This window comes from Pantoea sp. EABMAA-21, assembly GCF_030053335.1.
In the GTDB taxonomy this organism is placed as follows: Bacteria; Pseudomonadota; Gammaproteobacteria; order Enterobacterales; family Enterobacteriaceae; genus Pantoea; species Pantoea communis.
The window spans coordinates 504395-529285 of the sequence record NZ_JASGBX010000001.1; the positions used below are offsets into that span (position 1 = coordinate 504395).

A 24891-nucleotide genomic window follows, 5' to 3' on the forward strand; every position below is an offset into this window, starting at 1 on the left:
TCCAGGCTTCAGCATCATTACGCCGCTTTCTCCGCCTGAATATCGCGCTGAATGCCGTCGCGCACATCCTGTGGGATCTTAAGGGCATCACCCAGTGCAGAGAGATAGCTGCGCTCCATAAAGTGATCCACATCGATGGCGGCACAGCTGAGGAAGTACAGTTCCAGCGCCTCTTCTTCGTTTTTCACATCGGCTGCCAGCCACTGAGGATCGAGTGGACGGTTCATCGCCTGCTGGATCAGCGTTTCCGCCTGTGAACCATAACCCGCCTGATGGATATTCTGCTCAATAGCGGCACGTTCGCGATCGTCAATATGACCATCGCTTTTGGCGGCGAACACTAACGCCGTCACCAAACGTTCAGCGCGCTGATCCACAGGTGTCTGCAACTGACCAAATTCCGGCTCATCCTGGTGCGTTTCACGCACACGCTGTTTGTATTTGTTCCATAGCACGGCGCCCGCTGCCGCACCGCCGCCGACCAGCAAGGCTTTGCCGCCATATTTGGTCAACAGGCTTCGTGTAGACTTGCTGGCCACCAGCAATCCCGCTAAACCACCCAGCGCGCCGGGTGCCAGCATATCGCTCAAACCACCGGCTTTGCCGTCGCCGCCCTTCTTCGCCAGCACCGACTGGATTTGCTGCAACCAATTGCTCATCGTTTAACTCCTGTTTAAGTTTCCGCGTTCCATGCTGCCGTAGCGAGTGTCAGGTAACGTCAGAGCGGGAAAAGTATGGCAAACCTGATGAAGGCGAATGCGTGAGTACGCAAACGTTTTCGTATATACTGCGCGCGCATTTTGACTGCTAAGGTGAAATTATGACGACTCTCGGAACCGCGCTGCGCCCTGCCGCAACGCGTGTGATGCTGTTAGGTTCAGGCGAATTGGGCAAAGAAGTGGCGCTGGAGTGTCAGCGTCTGGGTGTGGAAGTGATTGCCGTGGATCGTTATGCCGATGCCCCTGCGATGCACGTTGCACACCGTAGCCATGTGATCAATATGCTGGACGGTGATGCGCTGGCTGCGTTAATTGCGCTGGAGAAGCCGCACTTTGTGGTGCCAGAAATTGAAGCTATTGCCACTGAAAAACTGCTGGAACTGGAAGCACAAGGCCAGAAAGTGGTACCTACCGCGCGTGCTGCGCGCCTGACCATGAACCGCGAAGGTATTCGCCGTCTGGCGGCAGAAGAGTTGTCGTTACCGACTTCAACCTATCAGTTCGCTGACAGCAAAGAGAATTTCGTCGCAGCCGCCAATGAAATTGGTTTTCCGTGCATCGTTAAACCAGTAATGAGCTCATCGGGCAAAGGTCAGAGTTTCATCCGCGAAGCGAGCCAGCTGGATAAAGCCTGGGATTACGCGCAGCAAGGCGGACGTGCCGGTGCCGGTCGCGTGATCGTCGAAGGTGTGGTGAAATTTGATTTCGAAATCACCCTGCTGACCATCAGCGCAGTGGATGGCATCCATTTCTGCGCGCCGATTGGTCATCGTCAGGAAGATGGCGATTACCGTGAATCCTGGCAGCCACAGCAGATGACCGACCTGGCTCTGCAGCGTGCACAAGATATCGCCGCAAAAGTGGTGAAAGCCCTGGGCGGATACGGTCTGTTTGGCGTTGAGCTGTTTGTCTGCGGTGATGAGGTGGTGTTTAGCGAAGTCTCGCCACGCCCACACGATACCGGCATGGTGACGCTGATTTCTCAGGATCTGTCCGAGTTTGCTCTGCATGTGCGCGCGTTCCTCGGCTTGCCAATCGGTGGCATTCGCCAGTATGGCCCGGCGGCTTCGGCGGTGATTCTGCCACAGCTGGATAGCAACAATGTGCAGTTCGTGAACATCGAAGCGGCATTAGGTGCGGGACTGCAGTTGCGTCTGTTCGGCAAGCCAGAGATTGCTGGTCAACGTCGTCTGGGCGTAGCGCTGGCTACCGGTGACAATACCGATCAGGCGATTGCACGTGCCGTGGCGAGTGCCGCAGCCGTGAAAGTAGAGGGCTAATTCCCTCAGCTGCTGACAGCGAAAAAGGGCGGCCACCAGGCCGCCCTTTCAGTTCCAATGATTCGCACCCTGCCAGATGCGTTACTTCGCGCCTTCAACGGCTTCGCGAGCCAGACGCGTAATGCGATCCCAGTCGCCGCTTTCCAGCGCATCGTTCGGCACCAACCACGAACCACCAATACAGAGCACGCTTTTCAGCGCCAGGTAGTCACGATAGTTGGCCGGTGAGATACCGCCGGTTGGGCAGAAGCGCACCTGTGGGAAAGGACCGCCAATCGCTGACAGCGCTTTAACACCACCATTCGCCTCAGCCGGGAAGAACTTAAACTCACGCAGGCCATAATCCATACCCAACATCAGTTCAGAAACGGTGCTGATGCCCGGAATCAGTGGTACCGGACCTTCAACTGCGGCTTTTAGTAACGGCTCGGTCAGACCTGGGCTGATCACGAACTGCGCACCGGCATCAGTCACCTCTTTCAGCTGCTGGGTGTTAATCACTGTGCCCGCACCGACAATCGCTTCTGGCACTTCTTTGATCATCGCACGCAGCGCGTCCATCGCCACCGGCGTACGCAGCGTCACTTCCAGCACACGCACACCGCCGGCCACCAACGCTTTGGCCATCGGCACGGCGTGTTCCAGTTTATTCACCACGATCACCGGCACAACCGGGCCCGTAGTCATGATCTGTTCAGCTGTGGTTTTCCAGTTCTTCATCAGGTTTCCTTAGTGGCATCAGCCCGACTCGCATCCGGCTGTCAATGTTTGGGCTCTACCATACAAGATTGGCTGGAGCGGCGTCTATCGGATATCAAAAATTATTGAAACTCTGGTTCAATTTTAAGAAAAATGAATTTTGGGCACAAAAAAGCCCGCTCATTGGCGGGCTTAAATTTCAAGGCTTATTCAAACTCATTCCACGAACGGCCATCACGCGTAATCATCGCGACGGACGCCACCGGACCCCAGGTGCCAGCCTGGTATGGCTTAGGCGCTTCAGCATCGGCGTTCCATGCATCAATGATGGAATCCACCCAGCCCCACGCCGCTTCCACTTCGTCACGGCGTACAAACAGCGCCTGAATACCGCGCATGGTCTCCAGCAGCAGACGCTCATAGGCATCCGCCAGATGCGACTGGTTGAAGGTCTCGGAGTAGCTCAGATCCAGCTTGGTAGTCTGCAGTTTGTGCTTGTGATCCAGACCCGGCACTTTGTTCAGGATCTCGATATCCACCCCTTCGTCCGGCTGCAAACGAATGGTCAACTTGTTCTGCGGCAGTTCAGCATAAGAGTCTTTGAACAGGTTCATCTCTGGGTTCTTAAAGTACACCACAACCTCAGAGCATTTGGTCGGCAAGCGCTTACCGGTGCGCAGGTAGAACGGCACGCCCGCCCAGCGCCAGTTGTCGATATCAACACGGATCGCCACGAAGCTCTCGGTGGCGCTCTGCTTGTTCGCGCCCTCTTCTTCCAGATAGCCTGGTACTTTTTTGCCCTGCACGAAGCCGGCGGTGTACTGGCCACGCACGGTTTTCTCACGCACGTTGGTCTGGTCAATACGACGCAGCGAACGCAGCACCTTCACTTTCTCATCACGGATGGCATCCGCACTGAGATCGGATGGCGGTGACATGGCGATCATCGTGAGGATCTGCAACAGGTGGTTCTGGATCATGTCGCGCATCTGGCCAGCTTTATCGAAGTAACCCCAACGACCTTCGATACCCACCTCTTCCGCCACGGTAATCTGCACGTGATCGATGGTACGGTTATCCCAGTTATTCACGAAGATAGAGTTGGCGAAACGCAGAGCCAGCAGGTTCAGTACCGTCTCTTTACCGAGATAGTGGTCAATACGGAACACCTGGCTCTCTTCGAAGTACTTGCCAACGCTGTCATTGATCTCTTGCGAGGTCTCGAGCGAGGTGCCGAGCGGCTTCTCCATCACCACGCGCGCCGGTTTAGCATTCAGCTTGGCGGCGCCCAGTCCATCGCAAATGGCGCCAAAGGTGCTCGGCGGCATGGCGAAGTAGTTGATGGTGACACGATCTTTCTGGTCAAGCATCTTGCCCAGTTTGGTGAAATGCGAGGTGTCGTTAACGTCGAGGTTGCAGAAATCGAGACGGCTGCTGAGTTTATCCCACAGCGCTTCGTCGATTTTCTCCTTCATGAAGGTTTCCAGCGCTTCACGCACCACTTTGGTGTACGCGTCTTTGTCCCACTCCGCGCGCCCCACGCCGATGATGCGTGTGGTGTCGTGAATCTGACCGGCTTTCTCCAGCTGATACAGTGAAGGCAACAGTTTCCGGCGAGCAAGATCGCCTTTGGCACCGAAAATAACCAGATCGCATGCCTGGGCTGTTTGTGTTACCGCCATTTTCCTCTCCTCGTTGCAGGATATACCCGGTTTGAGCGTCCTCATCATCCCAGGTCCTTATTGTAATTTTCTTACAGCACAATGTACTTTTTTCCCCGCATCGGAACAACCCAGACGCGGTGTGGCATTAGCCATTACTTTGAACATGATGGCGAACAAAGGTGTGTTGTGGTGTGCGCTTTTCACGCTTTTTCTGTTTCGATGTTTGTCGGGATAAAACCCGGCAACGATCAAAGTATGACAAAAAAAACGCGCTTACATTTGTCCGCTGCTGCGTGCGAGGGTGTATTACACGGTATATTGTTGTGAATTGGCAGCGTTTTATCAGGTGATGAACGCGACGAAAGTGATTGAGGCGCATCGGGTTAACGACATGCTGGAACATATTCAGGCGCAACTTAACGCGCTGAGCAAATCAGAACGGAAAGTGGCAGAACAGATTCTGGCCGCTCCGCAGCAGGCAATGCACTCCAGCATCGCCACCCTCGCCCGCGCCGCCGACGTTAGCGAACCGACAGTGAATCGCTTCTGCCATCGTATGGGCACGCGCGGCTTCCCCGACTTCAAGTTACGCCTGGCGCAAAGTCTGGCGAAGACCCCGAACTGGGTCAGCCGCGATGTGGAAGAAAATGACAGCGTTGAAAGTTACAGCCACAAGATTTTTGATTCCGCCCTCGCCGGCTTAAGTCATGTGCGCCAACAACTGGATCTTCAGGTTATTGATCAAGCGGTTCTAGCCCTGACTCAGGCCCAAAAAATCGCCTTTTTTGGTCTCGGCGCCTCTGCGGTTGTGGCGCACGACGCGACCAATAAATTCCTGCGCTTTAATCTGCCGGTCATCTGGTCAGAGGATATTGTGATCCAGCGCATGAGTTGCATAAATAGTGGACCAAATGACGTTTTTGTTCTCATATCACATACTGGTCGAACCAAAAATATGATAGAACTGGCTCGCCTGGCGCGTGTAAACGCTTCCACAGTACTGGCTATCACCTCTCCGGGTTCACCCCTTGCGGCAGAAGCAACCCTCGCACTGACGCTCGATGTACCTGAAGATACGGATATCTACCTGCCGATGGTTTCCCGCCTTGCGCAATTAACCGTGGTTGATGTTTTGGCGACAGGTTTTACCCTTGAGCGTGGCGCGGCTTTCCGCGAAAACCTGAAACGGGTGAAAGAAGCGCTCAAAGATTCGCGCCTGGAAAAGCGGGTGCAGTAAAATAATTAACATCACATTCACAATGTGAGTCGAATCACAGCCCATCGATCATATAGAATATGCGATTACACCGTGTCCCCTTGAGAGTGACACGAACCTTTGTCAACGGAGTCCTTCATGTCAAGACGTCTCAGAAGAACCAAGATCGTAACTACCCTCGGCCCAGCCACCGATCGCGACAATAACCTCGAAAAAATCATCGCGGCGGGCGCGAACGTGGTGCGACTCAATTTCTCCCACGGTACCCCGGAAGACCACCAGATGCGCGCCAACAAGGTGCGTGAGATTGCCGCTAAGCTTGGCCGTCACGTGGCGATTCTGGGCGACCTGCAAGGTCCAAAAATTCGTGTTTCCACCTTCAAAGAAGGCAAAGTCTTCCTGAATGTTGGCGATCGCTTCCTGCTGGATGCGGATATGGGCAAAGGCGAAGGTGATAAAGAGAAAGTCGGTATCGACTACAAAGGCCTGCCAGAAGACGTGGTGCCGGGCGACATCCTGCTGCTGGATGATGGTCGTGTACAGTTGAAGGTGCTGGAAGTTCAGGGTGTGAAAGTCTTCACCGAAGTCACCGTCGGCGGCCCGCTCTCCAACAATAAAGGCATCAATAAACTCGGCGGCGGTTTGTCTGCCGAAGCGCTGACGGAGAAAGATAAAGTCGATATCATTACCGCCGCGAAAATCGGCGTGGATTACCTGGCCGTGTCATTCCCGCGAAATGGTGAAGACATGAACTACGCTCGCCGACTGGCGCGCGATGCAGGTTGTGATGCCAAACTGGTGGCCAAAGTCGAACGTGCAGAAGCCGTTGCGTCTCAGGAAGCGATGGATGATATCATTCTCGCCTCTGACGTGGTGATGGTCGCGCGTGGCGACCTCGGCGTTGAAATTGGCGATCCAGAACTGGTAGGGATCCAGAAGGCGTTGATTCGTCGTGCGCGTCAGCTGAACCGTACCATCATCACCGCCACGCAGATGATGGAGTCGATGATCACCAACCCGATGCCAACCCGTGCTGAAGTGATGGACGTGGCGAACGCCGTGCTGGATGGTACCGATGCCGTGATGCTGTCAGCAGAAACCGCTGCCGGTCAGTATCCAGCGGAGACCGTGTCTGCGATGGCGAAAGTGTGTCTCGGTGCGGAAAAAATCCCAAGCGTCAACGTGTCTAAGCACCGTCTTGAAGTGCAGTTCGACAACGTGGAAGAAGCGATTGCGATGTCCGCGATGTATGCAGCCAACCACCTGCAGGGGGTTTCTGCCATCATCACCATGACCGAATCGGGCCGTACTGCGCTGATGACGTCACGTATCACTTCTGGCCTGCCGATCTTCGCTATGTCACGTCACGAACGTACATTGAACCTGACTGCGCTGTATCGCGGCGTGACACCGGTTTACTTCGACAGCAACAATGATGGTGTAGCCGCCGCGCATGATGCAGTGAACCTGCTGCGCGACAAAGGTTTCCTCGTCTCGGGCGACCTGGTGATTGTCACCCAGGGCGACGTGATGGCAACCACCGGCACCACCAACACCAGCCGTGTTCTGCGCGTAGACTAAACGCTCACGCACCACTCACAGCTGCTGTAACAACATGGATAAACGCGACTGCCTGGCAGTCGCGTTTTTATTTTTTCTGACAAGGAGGCCAGATGGCCCGCTATCAACCGATTACCCAACTCACCGGACGGGTGCTGCTGTTCCCGCTCGCGCTGGTGTTGTTTGAGTTCGCGACTTACATCGCCCATGACATGATTCAGCCCGGCATGCTGCTGGTCACTTCTGAATTCAACGTCGGCCCGGAATGGGTGTCGACTTCTCTTACTGCTTATCTGATGGGCGGCGTGGTGCTGCAGTGGCTGCTCGGCCCGCTCTCGGACAAATATGGTCGCCGTCCAGTCCTGCTGTTCGGCATTCTGTTCTTTGCTGCGGCCTGCATTCTGACCACCTGGGTCACGAACATCGAACAGTTTGTCACCCTGCGCCTTATTCAGGGCATCAGCCTGTGCTTTATCGGTGCAGTCAGTTATGCCGCCGTGCAGGAAGCGTTTGATGAGGCTTTAGCGGTGCGCATGATGGCGCTAATGGCCAACGTGGCCCTCTTAGCCCCGCTGGCCGGTCCGCTGGCGGGTGCCGCCTGGTTGACCGTGGGTGAATGGCGCAGCATGTTCTGGCTGTTTGCGATTTGTAGCGTGGTGGCTTTTGTGGTGCTGTGGCGCATCATGCCGGAAACCGCTGGCGATCGTAGCCACTCCATTGCCCTGCCGAATCTGGCACGCGCCTATGGCCGTCTGGCTCGCGATCGTCAGGTGATGTATGGGTCTTTCGCTATTGGCCTGGTGTTTATTCCGATTCTGACCTGGGTTGCCCTGTCGCCCGTGATTCTGATGCATGACGAGGGCTTATCGCGCATGGAGTATGCGTTGCTGCAACTGCCAGTGTTCCTTGCCATGATTGCTGGCAACCTGACGCTGGGTAAACTGGCGGGTCGCGTTCCCATCGAGCAGCCGGTCAAATTCGCGGCGTGGCCGATTCTGCTGGGTTTAAGCATCTCGTTGCTGGCTAACCTGCTCGACAGCCATACCTACTTGCTGCTGACCGCAGGATTAAGTCTGTATGCCTTTGGTGCGGGCATGGTCAACGCCGGTCTGTATCGTCTGACGCTGTATTCCAGCAGCGAAGGTAAAGGCAGCGTGGCAGCCATGCTGGGAATGATCAGTATTCTGACATTGGCCATCGGGATTGAACTGGCGAAAGCTGGCTACTTCAGTGGTGGCACGCCTTGGTTCAGCGGCATCAACTTTGCGGCGGGTGTGCTGTGGTTTGGCCTGGTCACACTGTTCCTGCGTGAACGTATCCGGCGCAGCCACGTTGAAGCGGTAGAATAATCAAAGGGGCCAATCGGCCCCTTCGTTATTTCTTGCGAGGATAAAGCTCCTTACGCGCATAAGGTTCAATATCCCCTTCTTTACGCGTTTTCAGCAGCTTTAAAATCCAGGTGTATTGCTCTGGATGCGGCCGCACAAATATCTCAACTTCCTCATTCATTCGCCGCGCCAGGGTGTTATCGTCGGCATCCAGCAAATCGTCCATCGGCGGACGCACATAGATTTCCAGACGATGGGTCTCGCTGTTGTACACCGGAAACAGTGGCACCACGCGCGCGCGACACACTTTCATCAATCGGCCGACCGCTGGCAGTGTTGCTTTATAGGTGGCAAAAAAATCCACAAATTCACTGTGCTCCGGGCCGTGATCCTGGTCCGGCAGATAGTAACCGTAATAGCCCTGACGCACCGAGGCGATAAATGGCTTAATGCCGTCATTACGTGCATGCATGCGGCCACCAAAGCGACGGCGTACGGTGTTCCACACATAATCCAGCAGCGGATCGCTCTGATTATGGAACATGGCCGCCATCATCTGGCCCTCTGACGCCAGCAGCATCGCCGGGATATCCACGGCCCAACCGTGCGGCACCAGAAAAATCACGTTCTCATTGTTGGCCTGCAGGGCTTCGATAATTTCACGGCCGTGCCAGTCAACGCGTTGGCGCACACGAGCCGGATCGCGCATCCCCAACTCAGCCATCATCACCATCGCCTGTGGCGCGGTGGCAAACATACGATCAGCAATCTCTTCGCGCTGTGCTTCGCTTAACTCCGGCAGGCAATAATAGAGATTGATCAACGCACGACGACGCGCACTTTTTGCCAGCTTACCGGCAAACCGCCCCAATCCACCCAAAATCGGGTCGCGCACTTTGGCAGGCAGCATTGCCATGCCCGCCAGCGCACCAATCGCCAGCCAATTGCCCCAGTATTTCGGTTTTAAAAAAGAACGTTGAAAAACGGGAATAAATTCACTGTTATTTTTCTTTCGGGTTTCCATGCACTCGCCTCTGACAATGACGGGACAATGATAGTGACGGTGGTTAATTTTGCAATCATCATGCGTCAGATAGCAAAAAACCGACGAATAATTCGTCGGTTTTTTCACTATTGGCTACAGAAATGGGTTATTTCAGTGCCAGCTGTGGCAAATAACTCTTCACGTCCGCCAGATAGTTGCTGCGATCTTTGCCAGTCAGCCCTTCCATACGCGGCAGTTTCGCCGTGAGTGGGTTGACGGCCTGATTGTTGATCCACACTTCGTAATGCAGATGTGGCCCCGTAGAACGCCCGGTGTTGCCTGACAGCGCAATACGGTCACCGCGCTTCACTTTCTGTCCTGGTTTCACCAGCGCCTTACTCAGGTGCATATAACGGGTCATATACTGACGACCGTGACGAATGGCCACGTAGTTACCCGCCGCCCCGCCATTTTTGACCATCACCACTTCACCATCGCCCACGGCCAAAACCGGTGTACCGATCGGCAGCGCGAAATCGACACCCTTATGTGGTGCGATGCGGCCCGTTACCGGGTTAAGACGGCGCGGATTAAAGTTGGAGGAAACGCGATACTGTTTCACCGTCGGGAAGCGCATAAAACCACGGGCAAGGCCTGAGCCGTTACGATCGTAGAATTTGCCATCTTCCGCGCGGAACGCGTAGTAATCTTTGCCACCGGTACGCAGACGCACGCCGAGCAGCTGGCTCTGCGCACTTTTGCCATCCAGCATCTCGCGGGACATCAGCACGCTGAAATCGTCACCGGCGCGCAGTTTGCGGAAATCCATCTGCCACTGCATGGCTTTGATAACATTGCTGGTTTCAGCACTGGTCAAGCCTGCACGCTGGGCGCTGGCACCAAAGCTGCCACGCACTTCACCTTTCAGCACACTATTTTGCCACTCGCCCTTTTGCATCTCCTGCTGCATCTTAAAGCTGCCATTCGGCTGGCGCTCGTAAGTGCGGGTTTCACGGCGATCCACTTCCCAGGTAAAGTTTTGCAGTTGACCATCCGCATCCAACGTCCAACTGAGTTGCTGACCGACGCGCAGGTTACGGAAGTCTTTATCGCTATTGACTAACGCATTGATATCACTGAGATCAATACCGTACTGATTCAGTGCGCTGCTCAGGGTATCGCCAGAGGAAACGGTGTAATCGTGTTGATTCGGGTTGTCCTGCACATCTTTATCGATGTCATCGGCCGGAATCTCTTCTTCCGGTTCAACCGTGGTCTGATCAATCGGCTCACTGGCTTCGGGTAACAGCGTGCGCAGTTCGTTTTTGTCCAGCGTGATGTCTTTCACGATGGGGGCAACATCATGGGGATGATAAACGTAAGGCCGCCAGACAGCGACGGCCAACGTGATAACGGTTAATGATCCCAGCATAACGCGGTGGGGACGCGGCAAATTATTAAATGCGAGGGCGACAGAGCGGGCTATCTGCTGCACTTTTACTTATTCCTCTATGCTCCATTCAGGCAGCTCGCATACTGGCTCGACAACTGTGAGAGGAATTTCACATAGCTGTCTTTGGTTAAGCTGATTCCCATGCCCAGCGGGTCAAGTGTGCCTTTGCGCACGTTGGTTCCGCGAGACACGGCATCGATGACGGCCGGCCTGAATTGTGGTTCAGCAAAAACGCATACGGCTTTTTGCTCAACCAACTGTGTTCGTATTTGATGTAAACGCTGGGCGCCCGGTTGGATCTCAGGGTTGACGGTGAAATGTCCAGCAGGGGACAAACCGTAGTGTTTTTCAAAGTAGCTGTAAGCATCGTGAAAAACGAAATAACCCTTACTCTTAACGGGGGCAAGCTGCGCGCCAATATGCTTATCCGCATCTGCTAATTCTGCTTCAAACTGCTGCAGGTTCGCGTCAAGTTTGGCTCTGCTTTGCGGCATAAGTTCCAATAATTTTCCGTGGATTGCAACCGCAGATTGTCGCGCAATCTCAGGTGACATCCACAGGTGCATATTAAACTCACCATGGTGGTGGTGTGTATGAGACGGCTCCTGGTCATCAGACTTATCTGAGTCATGCTCATGATCGTGACCGTGCTCATGTTCGTCCTCGTCTTCACCACCACGAATCAGTAGCGGTTTCACCCCTGGCATCGCCGCTATTTCGAGATTTTTAGCCTCAGGTAACTCTGCCGCTGACTTGGTCAGAAACGCCTCCATTTCTGGTCCAACCCATACCACTAAGTCCGCGTTTTTAATACGTTTTACATCAGAAGGACGTAAAGCATAATCGTGCTCTGAAGCGCCATCGGGCAACAGCACTTCCACTGGCGTCACGCCATCTGCAATGGCCGCTGCGATAAATCCGATCGGTTTGATTGAAGCCACTACGGCTGAGTGCGCGGGCATCGCGCAGGCGGCGGCGAGAGCCGCAGCAGGAAGAGTGAAAGCGAAGCGCTGCTTAATGTGTAACATAATGCGTCATTCCATCGTGACCTGTTGATGGAATGTGATATTATAACATTCGAAATTCAATGCAACCCGTAAATAATATGTCGTCACTTGTTACACTTGAAAACATCTCCGTCAAGTTTTCCCAGCGGCCTGTGCTAGCAGGTATTAGCCTGACACTGGAGCCAGGGAAAATACTTACGCTGCTTGGGCCGAACGGCGCGGGCAAATCGACGCTGGTCCGGACGGTGCTCGGCCTTCTTACGCCTACAGGGGGTAGCGTCAAACGCACCCCCGGTTTACGCATTGGCTACGTGCCTCAGAAGTTGCACATTGACCCGACGTTGCCGATCACCGTTGAACGTTTTATGCGTCTGACGCGTGGCAGCAAGCGAGATGCTATTCTCCCGGCTTTGAAACGCGTGCAGGCCGGACATCTGCTGAATGCGCCTCTGCAAAAACTCTCAGGTGGTGAAACCCAGCGCGTACTGCTGGCGCGTGCCCTGCTCAATCAACCCCAGTTACTGGTGTTAGATGAACCTACGCAAGGGGTTGACGTAAATGGGCAAGTGGCGCTCTACGATTTGATCGATCAGCTTCGTCAGGAGCTCAATTGTGGCGTGCTAATGGTTTCGCACGATCTGCATCTGGTGATGGCAAAAACTGACGAGGTACTGTGCCTCAACCACCACATCTGCTGTTCCGGCACGCCAGAAGCGGTGTCGCAGCATCCAGAATTTATCGCCATGTTCGGCCCACGCGGCGCGCAGCAATTGGCTATTTACCGCCATCATCATAATCACCGTCACGATTTACAGGGACGCATTGTGCTGCGCAAAGGAAATGGTCCGTCATGATTGAACTGTTATTACCCGGCTGGCTCGGTGGCGTGCTGCTGGCGCTGGCGGCGGGTCCGCTTGGCTCGTTTGTGGTCTGGCGCCGCATGTCTTATTTCGGCGATACCCTCGCGCACGCTTCGCTGCTCGGCGTGGCCTTTGGTCTGCTGCTCAATGTGAATCCCTATTATGCAGTGATTCTGGTGACTGTATTTCTGGCTCTGGGCTTAGTGTGGCTGGAGCGTCGTCCGCATCTGGCCATTGATACGTTACTCGGTATTATGGCGCACAGCGCGCTGTCGCTGGGTTTGGTGGTAGTCAGCCTGATGCAGGGTGTACGTGTCGATTTAATGGCGTATCTGTTTGGCGATCTGCTGGCGGTGACACCGGATGATTTGTGGATGATGGGCGCTGGCGTGGCCATTGTACTGGCGGTGATGGCATGGCAGTGGCGCTCACTGCTGTCGATGACCATCAGCCCGGAGTTAGCTCAAGTGGATGGCGTCAACATTCAACGCACGCGCCTGATGCTGATGCTGGTCACCGCCTTAACCATTGGTGTGGCAATGAAGTTTGTCGGTGCACTGATTATCACCTCACTGTTGATTATTCCCGCTGCCACCGCACGTCGTTTCTCCCGTTCACCGGAACAGATGGCCGGTTTTGCGGTGATTATCGGTATTCTGGCGGTCACCGGCGGACTGACGTTCTCCGCCACTTACGATACACCCGCCGGCCCTTCCGTGGTGCTGTGCGCCGCTGTGCTGTTCATCTTTAGTATGGCGAAAAAGCCGGCGGCGTAATAAAGGGGCCATTAATGGCCCCTTAGCGAATGCCCGATCGTGAAATCGCGCAGCCGGACGAACGCCAGCATTACTCGTCGCGGCTGATGCCGAAATGCTTGTAGGCATGCTGCGTGGCCAGACGGCCGCGCGGCGTGCGCTGAATGAATCCTTGTTGAATCAGGAAGGGTTCAATCACATCTTCAATGGTTTCCCGTTCTTCACCAATCGCCGCCGCCAGGTTATCCAATCCCACCGGACCACCCGAGAACTTGTCGATGATCGCCAGCAACAGCTTGCGGTCCATATAATCAAAACCCTGATTATCGACGTTGAGCATATCGAGTGCGCTGGCAGAGACTTCTCCACTCATCACACCGTTGGCGCGAACTTCGGCGTAATCGCGTACGCGACGCAATAAACGGTTGGCGATACGAGGTGTACCACGGGCACGGCGCGCCACTTCTAACGCGCCCTCTTCACTCAATGCCAATCCTAAGCACGCTGCACTGCGGCTGACGATGTGTTGCAGATCCGGTACGTTGTAAAATTCAAGGCGTTGCACAATACCAAAGCGATCGCGCAGCGGCGAGGTCAGCGAGCCCGCGCGCGTGGTGGCGCCAATCAGGGTAAAGGGGGGCAAATCAAGTTTGATTGAGCGCGCCGCTGGGCCTTCGCCAATCATAATATCCAGCTGATAGTCTTCCATCGCCGGATAGAGCACCTCTTCCACCACCGGTGATAAGCGGTGAATCTCATCGATAAACAGCACGTCATGAGGTTCGAGGTTGGTCAGCATCGCAGCCAGATCGCCTGCCTTCTCCAGCACCGGACCAGAAGTGGTACGTAAATTCACGCCCATCTCATTCGCCACAATGTTAGCCAGCGTGGTTTTACCTAATCCCGGCGGGCCGAAAATCAGCAGATGGTCCAGCGCATCGCCACGCAGTTGCGCTGCTTTGATGAAAATCTCCATCTGCTCGCGCACCTGCGGTTGCCCCACGTATTCCGCCAGGAGCTTAGGACGAATGGCACGGTCGAGGCTCTCTTCTTCATTTATAGAGACGCCCGAGACCAGGCGATCGGCTTCAATCATGCATTACCTCAAATAGCTGCGCGCAGAGCTTCACGGATCAGGGTTTCGCAATCCGCATCAGGTTTGCCGACTTTACTGATCATGCGGCTGGCTTCTTGCGGTTTATAACCCAGCGCCACCAGTGCAGCAACCGCTTCGGCCTCAGCATCATTCGCGGCTGGCGCTTCAGACGGCGTGGTCAATGTGAAGGTCGAGTCACTGCCAAACAGATCGCCGTGCATGCCTTTAAAGCGGTCTTTCATCTCCACCACCAGACGCTCGGCGGTTTTCTTGCCGACACCAGGCAACTTGATCAATGACGCGATCTCTTCACGCTCAACGGCGGTCACAAACTGTTGTGCTGACATGCCAGAAAGGATTGCCAGTGCCAGTTTTGGCCCCACGCCAATGACTTTCACCAGTTCACGGAACAGCGCACGCTCTTGTTTGTTATTGAAGCCGAACAGCAGCTGCGCATCTTCACGCACCACAAACTGGGTGAAGATAATCGCTTCCTGATTGATCTCCGGCAGCTCGTAGAAGCAGGTCATTGGCATGTGCACTTCATAACCCACACCGTGCGCCTCAATCAACACCAGCGGCGGCTGTTTTTCCAGAATATTGCCTCGTAAGCGACCAATCACCTGAGCAGTTCCTTATGTAATCCTAAAAATACCTGATTGATTTCCGCTGACGTTAAAGCGGCAAGCGAGCGCATGACGATGAACGCACTGAGGTCAGTGATTCAGGTGAACAAGGGTAGCTCGCGCATCAGCCAGTGGAAATATGACGGGTATTTATATCATAAAAAAGGCTGGATCAATATCCAGCCTTCAATGTTTGGGTTTTCGTCAGCCGGACCGCAATCGCCCACGCGTCATCACCAGCTTAGCGTCACTCAATCGCGTGGTGTTTTGGCTCAGGTGACAATGGGTAATGGCAATCGCCAGCGCATCAGCGGCATCAGCTTGTGGGTTAGCGGGCAGTTTCAGCAAGGTGCGCACCATGTGCTGAACCTGACTTTTTTCTGCCCCACCGGTGCCGGTTACCGTTTGTTTGACCTGACGTGCGGCATATTCGAACACCGGCAAATCGAGGTTCACCGCCGCCACAATCGCTGCGCCACGCGCCTGGCCCAGCTTAAGCGCTGAGTCCGCATTCTTCGCCATAAATACCTGCTCGATAGCAAAATAGTCTGGCGAGAATTGGGTGATGATTTCTGTCACCCCGGCGTAAATCAATTTGAGGCGAGAGGGTAGATCGGTGATGTTGGTGCGGATGCAGCCGCTGCCCAGATAGCTGAGCTGGCGGCCAACCTGACGAATCACACCGTAACCGGTGACGCGCGAGCCGGGGTCAATCCCGAGAATGATCGCCACTACGCGCCTCCGGCTGTGAGGTTAATGGAAAACGCCATTACAGCGTTTCCGCGACCTCATCAGAAATTTCACCATTATGATAAACTTCCTGCACATCGTCGCAATCTTCCAGCATGTCGATCAGACGCAGCAGTTTCGGTGCGGTTTCCGCATCCATTTCCGCTTTGGTGGAAGGGATCATTGAGACTTCAGCGGTATCCGCCTTCAGGCCACCGGCTTCCAGCGCATCACGCACCGCACCCAGCTCTTCCCACGCGGTGAACACATCAATCGCACCGTCGTCGTAACTCACCACGTCTTCCGCACCGGCTTCCAGCGCCGCTTCCATGACCGCATCTTCATCCTGGCCTGGCGCAAAGGAGATCACACCCTTTTTGCTGAACAGGTAAGAAACGGAACCGTCGGTGCCGAGGTTGCCACCGGTTTTGGTGAAGGCGTGACGCACTTCGCCCACGGTACGGTTACGGTTGTCACTCAGACACTCGATCATCACCGCTGAGCCGCCTGGACCGTAACCTTCATAGATGATGGTTTCCATGTTGGAATCATCTTCGCCGCCCACGCCGCGTGCAATCGCACGGTTCATGGTGTCACGGGTCATGTTGTTGGACAGGGCTTTGTCCATTGCTGCGCGCAGACGCGGGTTCGAGCCGGCATCGCCGCCGCCCAGTTTCGCTGCGGTCACCAGCTCACGGATGATCTTGGTGAAGATTTTGCCGCGCTTAGCGTCCTGCGCCGCCTTGCGGTGCTTGGTATTTGCCCACTTACTATGTCCAGCCATCTTGAGTATTTCTCCGATCTTTTATTTCGCACGAGCTATCTTACTTGCGATCTCGATTCCCGGCAGTGCTCGCAATCCTCACGTACAAAAGTACGCTCCGGTTGCTGCGCGCTGGCGGTAACCGACCTCGCTGCGCCGATTACGCTCGACTGTTCAATATTAGGGCGCAGGGTTGAAACTCTGCGCAGGATAAATGAAATCTAGCTGATTCGTCGCCGGAAAAACGCGCGGCGGCGGGCATTCAGGTAAATTCTTCGATTGCCTGGCGATTACTCCAGGACTTGGTCAGGGCTGCGGCAGCGGCAGGATCGAGCCAGCGCGCGGCGAGATGCTCGGTGAGCAGCAGGTCACGCTCTTGCGGGAGTGCCAGCCGGAACCAATGTTCGCGGTTGTGCGTGATGCCAGGTGCGTAACGATGGCGATAGTGCGGGAAGATTTCAAACTCAATGTGTTTGTGGCAATCGTCCAGCACCAGCTGTTCGCCCGCAACGTCGATACCCAGCTCTTCTGACACTTCGCGCTGTGCCGCCTGACGCGGGCTCTCACCCGCTTCGAGGCTGCCCGTTACGGATTGCCAGAAACACTCATCATCCCGTCGCTGCAGCATTAACACCCGGCCAGTATCTCGCGCAAAAATCACCACCAGCACTGAAACCGGATGTTTATAGCCCATTACTTGTTCTCTGACTTTTCTTTCTTCGGAGCCACCAGAATGCCGAGATCCAACAACGCTGCCGGGTTGGCTTCGCTTGGCGCTTCGGTCATCAGGCACGCCGCTGCAGTGGTTTTCGGGAACGCGATAACATCACGGATGTTGTCGGTGCCGGTCAGCAGCATCGTCAGACGGTCCAGACCAAAGGCCAGGCCCGCGTGCGGTGGTGTGCCGTATTTCAGGGCATCCAACAGGAAGCCAAACTTCTCGCGCTGCTCTTCTTCGGTAATACCGAGAATGCTGAATACGGTCTGCTGCATGTTGCCGTTGTGGATACGCACGGAACCGCCACCCACTTCGTAGCCATTGATCACCATATCGTAAGCGTTCGCCACGGCCTGCGTCGGGTCGACCGCCAGCTGTTCTGCGGTCAGCTCTTTCGGTGAAGTGAACGGGTGGTGCATCGCAGCCAGACCGCCCTCTTCATCCGCTTCAAACATTGGGAAGTCGATGACCCACAGCGGTGCCCACATGCTTTCGTCAGTAATCTTCAGATCACGGCCCACTTTCAGACGCAGTGCACCCAGCGCATCAGTGACGATTTTGGCACGGTCAGCGCCAAAGAAGATCAGATCGCCATCTTGTGCAGTGGTGCGGTTCAGAATCGCTTCAACGATTTCAGGCGTCAGGAACTTCGCCACCGGGCTCTGTACACCCTCGAAGCCTTTTGCACGCTCGTTGATCTTCATCCACGCCAAACCTTTGGCGCCATAGATCTCAACAAATTTGGTGTACTCATCAATCTGCTTACGCGTCAGCGCTGCGCCACCCGGCACACGCAGCGCGGCAACACGACCTTTCGGATCGTTAGCCGGGCCTGCAAACACCTGGAATTCCACGCTTTTCAGCAGGTCAGCCACGTCCACCAGCTCCATTGGGTTGCGCAGATCGGGTTTGTCAGAACCGTAACGGTTCATAGCTTCAGCAAAAGTCATTTGCGGGAAGTCACCGAGATCCACGCCTTTCACGTCGATCCACAGTTCACGAATCAGACGCTCCATCTTTTCACGCACCTGCTCGGCGGTCATGAAAGAGGTTTCCACGTCGATTTGGGTGAATTCTGGCTGACGGTCTGCACGCAAGTCTTCATCACGGAAGCATTTAACGATCTGATAATAGCGATCGAAACCGGACATCATCAGCAGCTGTTTGAACAGCTGTGGGGACTGCGGCAGCGCGTAGAATTTGCCTTTGTGCACGCGGCTTGGCACCAGATAGTCACGCGCACCTTCTGGCGTGGCTTTGGTCAGCATCGGGGTTTCGATATCGAGGAAGCCCTCGTTATCCATAAAGCGACGCACGAAGCTGGTGATTTTCGCACGGGTTTTCAGACGCTGTGCCATTTCCGGACGACGTAGGTCCAGATAGCGATAGGTCAGACGCGCTTCTTCGCTGTTGGTCTGGTTAGAGTCCAGCGGCAGAGGTTCAGCGCGGTTGATGATGTTCAGCGCATGGGCAAACACTTCGACATCGCCGGTGGCCATATCGCTGTTGCGGTTTTTCTCTTCACGCGCACGCACGGTGCCGGTGATCTGGATACAGAATTCGTTACGCAACTCAGAGGCCAGCTGGAAAGCGTCCTGATGATCGGCGTCGAAGAATACCTGAGCGATACCTTCACGGTCGCGCATATCGATAAAAATCAGGCTGCCCAGATCGCGACGGCGGTTAACCCAACCGCAGAGAGTGACTTGCTGACCCACGTGAGACAGATTGAGCTGTCCGCAATATTCTGTACGCATAACGTATCCTTTTAACTTCGCCGCTGCTGCCAGACAGCATCAGGCCGCGTAACCTTCTGAGATGCTGTCGCAAAAAAGGCGGCTATTATAATGGAAAAACCCAGGCAGGATAAGTAGAGCCAGATCAAAGCGGGCAAAACATTGCGGTTTATCGCGCGGATTTTCCTGCCGACACCAAAACAGGGTACATTACCCGGCCTATTCCCGCCCGTAAAAGGATCAGGAGCCGCGTTTGACACTTCGCATTGGATTACCACAATGGCAGCATCCCCGCTGGAAGCAGTATGGGCTGGAAACCCTGGCGGATTACGCCCAGCTGTTTGACTGCGTGGAAGGCAACACCACGCTGTATGCGCTGCCCTCGCCGGAAGCAGTGATGCGCTGGCGCGATATGACTCACGATGACTTTCGCTTCTGCTTTAAATTTCCCAACAGCATCAGCCACAAAGCCGCGCTTCGGAACTGCGATGAACTGCTGAACGAATTCTTCCGCTTGCTCGATCCGTTGAGCCAGCGCATCGGGCAGTATTGGCTGCAACTGCCGGCGACCTTCTCACCCACGCAACTGAAAGACTTGTGGCTGTTCCTCGATAGCCTGCCGCGCGGGTTTAGTTACGGCGTTGAAGTGCGCCACGAGCAGTTTTTTGCCAAAGGCGAGGCTGAGCGCGCGTTCAACCGTGGCCTGCTGGAACGCGGCGTGAATCGCGTGATCCTCGATAGCCGTCCGGTGCACGCCTCGACTTCGCAAAGCGCCGCCGCCGTGGACGCCCGGGCGAAAAAACCGCGCGTGCCACCGCATGCCGTGCGCAGCGGTTCGCAACCGATGGTGCGCTTTATCGGCAGTGACAGCGTGGAAGAGAGCGTGCCGCTGTTTCAGCCGTGGCAAAACAAACTGGCAGAATGGCAGGCGGACAGCGATCCGATGCTGTTTATCCATACGCCGGATATGGGCGAAGTGTTCCCCTTACTGCAGGCGCTGTGGCCTCAGTTGCTGCAACTTGAGCCTTCGCTGCGCAATCTGCCCGACTGGCCGCAACAAAGCAGCTTGTTCTAAACTCAAAGCGGGTGCAGCCTGCGGGACTTTCTGACAGAATAGCGCCCTTTCCGATTCCTCTCTCCGGACTTTTCATTATGTCTGACCGCGATACGCTATTTTCCGCACCCATCGATAAGCTGGGTGACTGGACCTTTGACGAGCGCGTGGCTGAAGTCTTTCCCGATATGATTCAGCGCTCGGTGCCGGGTTATTCCAACATCATTTCGATGATTGGCATGCTGGCAGAACGCTTTGTGAAGCCTGATAGCCAGGTTTACGATCTCGGCTGCTCGCTGGGTGCCGCCACGCTCTCAGTGCGCCGTAATATTCATGTGCCGGGCTGCCAGATTATTGCCGTGGATAACTCTCCGGCGATGGTGGAGCGTTGCCGCCGCCATATTGATGCCTTCCGCGCAGATACGCCGGTGCAGGTGATTGAAGCGGATATTCAGGATATCCATATTGAGAATGCTTCAATGGTGGTGCTGAACTTTACTCTGCAATTTCTTGAGCCGCCTGCGCGCCTGGAACTGCTGAAAAAGATCGCTAAAGGCCTGAACCCCGGCGGTGCGCTGGTGCTGTCTGAGAAATTCAGCTTTGAAGATGGCGAAGTGGGCGAACTGCTGTTCAACATGCATCACGACTTCAAGCGCGCTAACGGTTATAGCGAACTGGAAATCAGCCAGAAACGCAGCATGCTGGAAAACGTCATGCTCACCGACAGTGTAGAAGCGCACAAAGCGCGTCTGAAAACTGCCGGATTTGCCCATGCGGAATTGTGGTTCCAGTGCTTTAACTTTGGTTCTTTGGTAGCGTTGAAATGATTGATTTTGGCCGTTTTTATCAGCAAATCGCCACCGGCCCATTGGCGAGCTGGCTGGAAGTTTTACCCGCACAAGTCGCAGCCTGGCAGCGCGAGAATCTGCACGGTAAATTCCGCGACTGGGAAAAGTCAGTGGATTACCTGCCGCTGCTGAACCCGCAAACGCTGGATCTGGTCAACAGCGTCACGGCCACGGCTGACGATCTCACCGATCGCCAACGTCTTGGTATTGAAAACCTGTTGCGCAACCTGATGCCCTGGCGCAAAGGTCCTTATTCCCTTTACGGCACCGAGATTGATACCGAATGGCGCTCGGACTGGAAATGGGATCGCGTGCTGCCGCATATCTCGCCATTAACCCACCGCACGGTGCTGGATGTCGGCTGCGGTAGCGGCTATCACATGTGGCGCATGATCGGCGCAGGCGCGAAGCTGGTGGTCGGCATCGATCCGATGCAGCTGTTCCTGTGTCAGTTCGAAGCGGTGCGTAAGCTGCTGGGAGACGATCGTCGCGCCCATCTGCTGCCACTTGGCATCGAACAACTGCCCGCCTTGCAGGCTTTCGACACGGTGTTTTCCATGGGTGTGCTGTATCACCGCCGCTCGCCGCTCGATCATTTATTGCAGTTGAAAAACCAGCTGTTCAGCGAGGGAGAGCTGGTGCTGGAAACGCTGGTCGTTGAGGGCGATGAAAACACCGTTCTGGTGCCGGGTGAACGCTATGCGCAGATGCGCAACGTTTACTTTATTCCGTCTGCTGCAGCGCTGAAAGGCTGGCTGGAGAAGTGTGGTTTTGTCGATGTGCGCATCGCGGATTACGCGGTGACGTCAGTGGAGGAGCAACGTCGCACCAGCTGGATGACCAGCGAATCGCTGGCCGAGTTCCTTGATCCTAACGACAGCAGCAAAACCATTGAAGGTTATCCAGCACCGCTACGCGCGGTACTGGTGGCACGCAAGCCGTAATGCTTAACGCCGCGACAGCGCCAGCTTCGCGGCGAAACCGATAAACACACAGCCCGTCAAACGATCCATCACTTTCAGCACTGTTGGACGACGCAGATGCGCCGCAAAATACTGACTGCCGCCAATCAATATCGCATTCCATACCAGGCCAATTATCATATGCGTTAACGCCATCAGGGTGCACCATAGCGCCACTGACGCACCGGCCGGAATAAACTGTGGCAGGAAAGTGACATAAAACACACCGACTTTCGGATTTAACAGATTGCCGAATAATCCTCGCGAGAAGCAGGCGAAATAGCTTTGCTCTTTGCCCTGCACACTCTGACTCTCTTCCGCCTGGGTGCGGGGATTCAGCAGCAGTTTAATGCCGAGATAGAGCAGATAAGCGGCGCCGACCCACTTCAACAGGTTATACGCCATTTCGGAAGCCAGCAGCAGCGCGCCGAGACCCAGTCCCACCGCAACGCCCCACACCAGACAGCCCATGGTGACGCCCAATGCGGTGGCTGATGCCCGTTTCCAGCCTTGCGCGGCTGCGGAACGCAGCACCAGCGCGGTATCAAAGCCTGGCGTTAACGTCAGAATAGTAATGGCAAAAAGAAATGAAAATATCAGTGTCATGGCGAGCTCCCTGTCAGTTCGCCGCTATCTTAACCTTGCCGCAACATCTTGACGATAGTTACCTTCCGTCAGTAATTGATAATAATTCTCAACTTGCCAGTAATGGTTAAATCTCCGTCATTTATCTGTGTCACTTTATCGGCAACGGCTTTTCTCACATCAAGGAGTTGTCGCTATGAGTAAATTCATTTTTTCTTCTCCGCGTAAGTATGTTCAGGGTGCAGGTGTGCTGGATGAATTGGGGACCTATGTGGCCGAGCTGGGCCAGCATGCATTTTTGGTCGCCGATGACATCGTCTGGAAACTGATTGGTGAACGCACACAGAAAACGTTAAAAGCGGCAGGCATTGAGTTCAGCTGGCAGCAGTTTAACGGTGAAGCCTCCAGCAACGAGATCAATCGTTTAACGCAGCTGGCGAAATCACAAGGCAGCAATGTGGTGGTGGGCCTTGGCGGCGGTAAAACGCTGGATACCGTAAAAGCGATTGCGGATGAGCTTAAGCAGCCGGTCGCCATAGTACCGACCGTGGCCTCGACGGATGCGCCCTGCAGCGCGCTATCCGTGATTTATTCAGACAGCGGCGTATTTGAGAGCTATCGCTTCTACAGCAAAAACCCGGATCTGGTGCTAGTGGATACCGCGGTTTGTGCCGGTGCACCAGCCCGCTTGTTCGCCTCCGGCATTGCCGATGGTCTGGCCACCTGGGTGGAGGCTCAGGCCGTGCTGCGCTCGCACGCCAAATCGATGGTCAACGGTGATCCCACCATTGCGGGCACCGCGATTGCGCGCGCCTGTGAAGAGACACTCCTGACGTGGGGCTACAGTGCTTACACGGCGGTGAGTGAGAAGCGCGTGACGCCTGCCGTCGAAGCCGTGGTGGAAGCCAATACCCTGCTTTCAGGACTCGGATTCGAGAATGCCGGATTGGCGGGTGCGCACGCCATTCATAATGGCTTTACCGCGATTGATGGCGATATCCATCATCTGACGCACGGCGAGAAAGTCGCTTACGGCACGCTGACGCAAATGGTGCTGGAGCAGCGTCCGGATGAGGAGATTGCGCGCTATATCCGCTTCTACCGTTCCATCAAAATGCCGACCACGTTGAAAGAGCTGCATCTGGAGAACGAGTCCTGGGAGAATCTGCTGCGCGTCGGGGCGCTGGCGAACAGCGAGGGGGATACATTGAAGAACCTCAACCCGAACTTGTCGCCAGAGGATATTGCTAACGCGATTGTCGCAGTGGATGCCTTCAGTAAAACCGTGCAGTAAAAGAGGTTGGGCGCACCACGGTGCGCCCGGACCAACCGCGTTTACTCCCCGTCATCCGCTACGGCTGGCGGGCGATCCCAGTACTGATATTTGTACGCAGAACTCAGGTGGCGCTCGATGGTGCCTTTAGCAAACACCTCGGTTTCATGCAGATAACTTAGCGTACAGTTGCCCACCTCATCCCATAACTGACACTCGTCAACTGAACTTAAGGTACTGACAGGCGTGGTAGCGAAGCCATTAAGCCGCAGCTCTCGCCACTGCTTATCATAACTGTAGGTGTCTTTACCGCGTGCACTGGACGATGAGGTGACCAGCCCTTGTGGATTCCAGCGCCAGGTGCTCTCTCCGTTGGTCATCACATCACTGCCGCGCGCGACGCTTTTCTCCAGACGAAAATGTTTGTCGTAGCGGTAAGTGGTATCGGTGAAGCCATCCTTGCCCATGCTGGTAAATTTGTCGGAAGAACTGATGATGTTGCCATGCTGACCCATTTGCCAGCTGATGGTGCCCTGACGGTTATCCACCACTTCCTCTTTGCCCGCTTTTACCACTTTGACCAGGTAGGCATACTCCGCCACCCAACCTCGCTGCACGCGGGCGATGTGCTGTTCCATGGTCAGCACCACGTTGCCTTCGTTCTTGTCATACGTAATGTCGGCAACCATCAAATCCCCGCACTGATCGAACTGCCCCAGCACGCGCTTTTGCGAATCGACATCTTTACCAAACTCACCGGCTACGACCTGACGTACCGCGCCTTTGGCATCACCACCCAGCATGATCCAGTTGTTGCTGCTGGTAATATTTTTGCTCAGAGGCGGACAGGCAGTGCTCACCGCCAGCGCTGAACCAGACAAGGGAAACAACAGCACTAAAACAGCACAAGAGTAGGATTTCATGAATGTTATCCGCGCTAAGCCATAAAGTAATCAAAGCATCTTTTTTAACAAT

General features: G+C 55.0%; 24 protein-coding genes. 10 read left to right on the forward strand and 14 right to left on the reverse strand.

The window, feature by feature from the left end; translation table 11 throughout:
* Positions 1-17: 17 nt before the first annotated feature.
* On the reverse strand, positions 18-659 hold the full coding sequence (locus tag QMZ65_RS02375) for a tellurite resistance TerB family protein (protein WP_058960179.1): 642 nt from the start codon (positions 657-659) through the stop codon (positions 18-20).
* A gap of 161 nt (positions 660-820) precedes the next feature.
* On the opposite strand from QMZ65_RS02375, the gene purT reads away from it, so the two are divergent.
* Positions 821-1999 carry a formate-dependent phosphoribosylglycinamide formyltransferase gene (gene purT / locus QMZ65_RS02380; RefSeq protein WP_097116859.1) on the forward strand — a complete coding sequence of 393 codons (1179 nt, stop codon included), beginning with the start codon at positions 821-823 and terminating at the stop codon, positions 1997-1999.
* Between the two features lie 81 nt (positions 2000-2080).
* Here the strand turns inward: purT and QMZ65_RS02385 are convergent, their stop codons facing one another.
* Positions 2081-2719: a bifunctional 4-hydroxy-2-oxoglutarate aldolase/2-dehydro-3-deoxy-phosphogluconate aldolase gene (locus tag QMZ65_RS02385; RefSeq protein ID WP_034828669.1), complete on the reverse strand. Its 639-nt coding sequence runs from the start codon at positions 2717-2719 to the stop codon at positions 2081-2083.
* A 185-nt stretch (positions 2720-2904) separates the two neighbouring features.
* Complete coding sequence (gene zwf, locus QMZ65_RS02390) at positions 2905-4380, reverse strand: glucose-6-phosphate dehydrogenase (protein ID WP_034828667.1); 1476 nt, start codon at positions 4378-4380, stop codon at positions 2905-2907.
* Between the two features lie 373 nt (positions 4381-4753).
* Here zwf and QMZ65_RS02395 point away from each other — a divergent pair, with 373 nt between their 5' ends.
* The 3 genes from QMZ65_RS02395 (at position 4754) to QMZ65_RS02405 (ending at position 8487) form a co-directional block, all read left to right on the forward strand.
* Positions 4754-5599 carry a MurR/RpiR family transcriptional regulator gene (locus QMZ65_RS02395; protein ID WP_097117252.1) on the forward strand — a complete coding sequence of 282 codons (846 nt, stop codon included), beginning with the start codon at positions 4754-4756 and terminating at the stop codon, positions 5597-5599.
* A gap of 117 nt (positions 5600-5716) precedes the next feature.
* Positions 5717-7159, forward strand: coding sequence for a pyruvate kinase (pyk, locus tag QMZ65_RS02400; RefSeq protein ID WP_038646525.1), 1443 nt, complete (start codon positions 5717-5719; stop codon positions 7157-7159).
* 92 nt (positions 7160-7251) lie between these two features.
* The gene (locus QMZ65_RS02405) at positions 7252-8487 is read left to right on the forward strand and encodes an MFS transporter (protein WP_283215307.1); all 1236 of its coding nucleotides are present in this window, start codon (positions 7252-7254) and stop codon (positions 8485-8487) included.
* A 25-nt stretch (positions 8488-8512) separates the two neighbouring features.
* On the opposite strand, the gene lpxM is transcribed toward QMZ65_RS02405, so the two are convergent.
* The 3 genes from lpxM to znuA form a co-directional block, all read right to left on the reverse strand.
* Positions 8513-9490, reverse strand: coding sequence for a lauroyl-Kdo(2)-lipid IV(A) myristoyltransferase (lpxM, locus tag QMZ65_RS02410; protein ID WP_058960183.1), 978 nt, complete (start codon positions 9488-9490; stop codon positions 8513-8515).
* Positions 9491-9617: 127 nt separating this feature from the next.
* Positions 9618-10946, reverse strand: coding sequence for a murein DD-endopeptidase MepM (gene mepM / locus QMZ65_RS02415; protein WP_034828661.1), 1329 nt, complete (start codon positions 10944-10946; stop codon positions 9618-9620).
* Positions 10947-10960: 14 nt separating this feature from the next.
* On the reverse strand, positions 10961-11932 hold the full coding sequence (gene znuA, locus QMZ65_RS02420; protein ID WP_058960184.1) for a zinc ABC transporter substrate-binding protein ZnuA: 972 nt from the start codon (positions 11930-11932) through the stop codon (positions 10961-10963).
* Between the two features lie 77 nt (positions 11933-12009).
* Here znuA and znuC point away from each other — a divergent pair, with 77 nt between their 5' ends.
* Together znuC and znuB are read left to right on the forward strand one after the other, a co-directional pair.
* Positions 12010-12765 carry a zinc ABC transporter ATP-binding protein ZnuC gene (gene znuC, locus QMZ65_RS02425; protein WP_097117250.1) on the forward strand — a complete coding sequence of 252 codons (756 nt, stop codon included), beginning with the start codon at positions 12010-12012 and terminating at the stop codon, positions 12763-12765.
* On the forward strand, positions 12762-13547 hold the full coding sequence (gene znuB / locus QMZ65_RS02430; protein ID WP_034828656.1) for a zinc ABC transporter permease subunit ZnuB: 786 nt from the start codon (positions 12762-12764) through the stop codon (positions 13545-13547). Before znuC ends, znuB begins: the two co-directional genes overlap by 4 nt.
* A gap of 70 nt (positions 13548-13617) precedes the next feature.
* Here the strand turns inward: znuB and ruvB are convergent, their stop codons facing one another.
* The 6 genes from ruvB to aspS form a co-directional block, all read right to left on the reverse strand.
* A complete protein-coding gene (gene ruvB, locus QMZ65_RS02435) occupies positions 13618-14622 on the reverse strand; it encodes a Holliday junction branch migration DNA helicase RuvB (protein WP_097116855.1) in 1005 nt (334 codons plus the stop codon).
* Positions 14623-14630: 8 nt separating this feature from the next.
* Positions 14631-15245, reverse strand: coding sequence for a Holliday junction branch migration protein RuvA (gene ruvA / locus QMZ65_RS02440; protein WP_283215308.1), 615 nt, complete (start codon positions 15243-15245; stop codon positions 14631-14633).
* Between the two features lie 207 nt (positions 15246-15452).
* On the reverse strand, positions 15453-15980 hold the full coding sequence (gene ruvC, locus QMZ65_RS02445) for a crossover junction endodeoxyribonuclease RuvC (RefSeq protein WP_283215309.1): 528 nt from the start codon (positions 15978-15980) through the stop codon (positions 15453-15455).
* 37 nt (positions 15981-16017) lie between these two features.
* The gene (locus tag QMZ65_RS02450) at positions 16018-16761 is read right to left on the reverse strand and encodes a YebC/PmpR family DNA-binding transcriptional regulator (protein WP_034828649.1); all 744 of its coding nucleotides are present in this window, start codon (positions 16759-16761) and stop codon (positions 16018-16020) included.
* A gap of 241 nt (positions 16762-17002) precedes the next feature.
* Positions 17003-17434: a dihydroneopterin triphosphate diphosphatase gene (gene nudB, locus QMZ65_RS02455; RefSeq protein WP_283215310.1), complete on the reverse strand. Its 432-nt coding sequence runs from the start codon at positions 17432-17434 to the stop codon at positions 17003-17005.
* A complete protein-coding gene (aspS, locus tag QMZ65_RS02460) occupies positions 17434-19215 on the reverse strand; it encodes an aspartate--tRNA ligase (RefSeq protein WP_034828646.1) in 1782 nt (593 codons plus the stop codon). Before aspS ends, nudB begins: the two co-directional genes overlap by 1 nt.
* A gap of 232 nt (positions 19216-19447) precedes the next feature.
* Here aspS and QMZ65_RS02465 point away from each other — a divergent pair, with 232 nt between their 5' ends.
* The 3 genes from QMZ65_RS02465 (at position 19448) to cmoB (ending at position 22040) form a co-directional block, all read left to right on the forward strand.
* Positions 19448-20269, forward strand: coding sequence for a DUF72 domain-containing protein (locus tag QMZ65_RS02465; protein WP_097116853.1), 822 nt, complete (start codon positions 19448-19450; stop codon positions 20267-20269).
* Positions 20270-20346: 77 nt separating this feature from the next.
* Entirely contained in the window at positions 20347-21075 is a 729-nt protein-coding gene (gene cmoA, locus QMZ65_RS02470; protein ID WP_034828642.1) for a carboxy-S-adenosyl-L-methionine synthase CmoA, read from the forward strand.
* Complete coding sequence (gene cmoB / locus QMZ65_RS02475; protein ID WP_283215311.1) at positions 21072-22040, forward strand: tRNA 5-methoxyuridine(34)/uridine 5-oxyacetic acid(34) synthase CmoB; 969 nt, start codon at positions 21072-21074, stop codon at positions 22038-22040. The genes cmoA and cmoB overlap by 4 nt, the downstream gene beginning before the upstream one ends.
* A 3-nt stretch (positions 22041-22043) precedes the next feature.
* Here cmoB and QMZ65_RS02480 read toward each other — a convergent pair whose 3' ends face one another.
* Positions 22044-22664 carry a LysE family translocator gene (locus QMZ65_RS02480; protein ID WP_160869625.1) on the reverse strand — a complete coding sequence of 207 codons (621 nt, stop codon included), beginning with the start codon at positions 22662-22664 and terminating at the stop codon, positions 22044-22046.
* A gap of 175 nt (positions 22665-22839) precedes the next feature.
* Here QMZ65_RS02480 and QMZ65_RS02485 point away from each other — a divergent pair, with 175 nt between their 5' ends.
* On the forward strand, positions 22840-23937 hold the full coding sequence (locus tag QMZ65_RS02485) for a glycerol dehydrogenase (RefSeq protein WP_160832824.1): 1098 nt from the start codon (positions 22840-22842) through the stop codon (positions 23935-23937).
* A 41-nt stretch (positions 23938-23978) separates the two neighbouring features.
* Here QMZ65_RS02485 and QMZ65_RS02490 read toward each other — a convergent pair whose 3' ends face one another.
* Positions 23979-24839, reverse strand: coding sequence for a hypothetical protein (locus QMZ65_RS02490; protein WP_034828634.1), 861 nt, complete (start codon positions 24837-24839; stop codon positions 23979-23981).
* Positions 24840-24891: the final 52 nt, after the last annotated feature.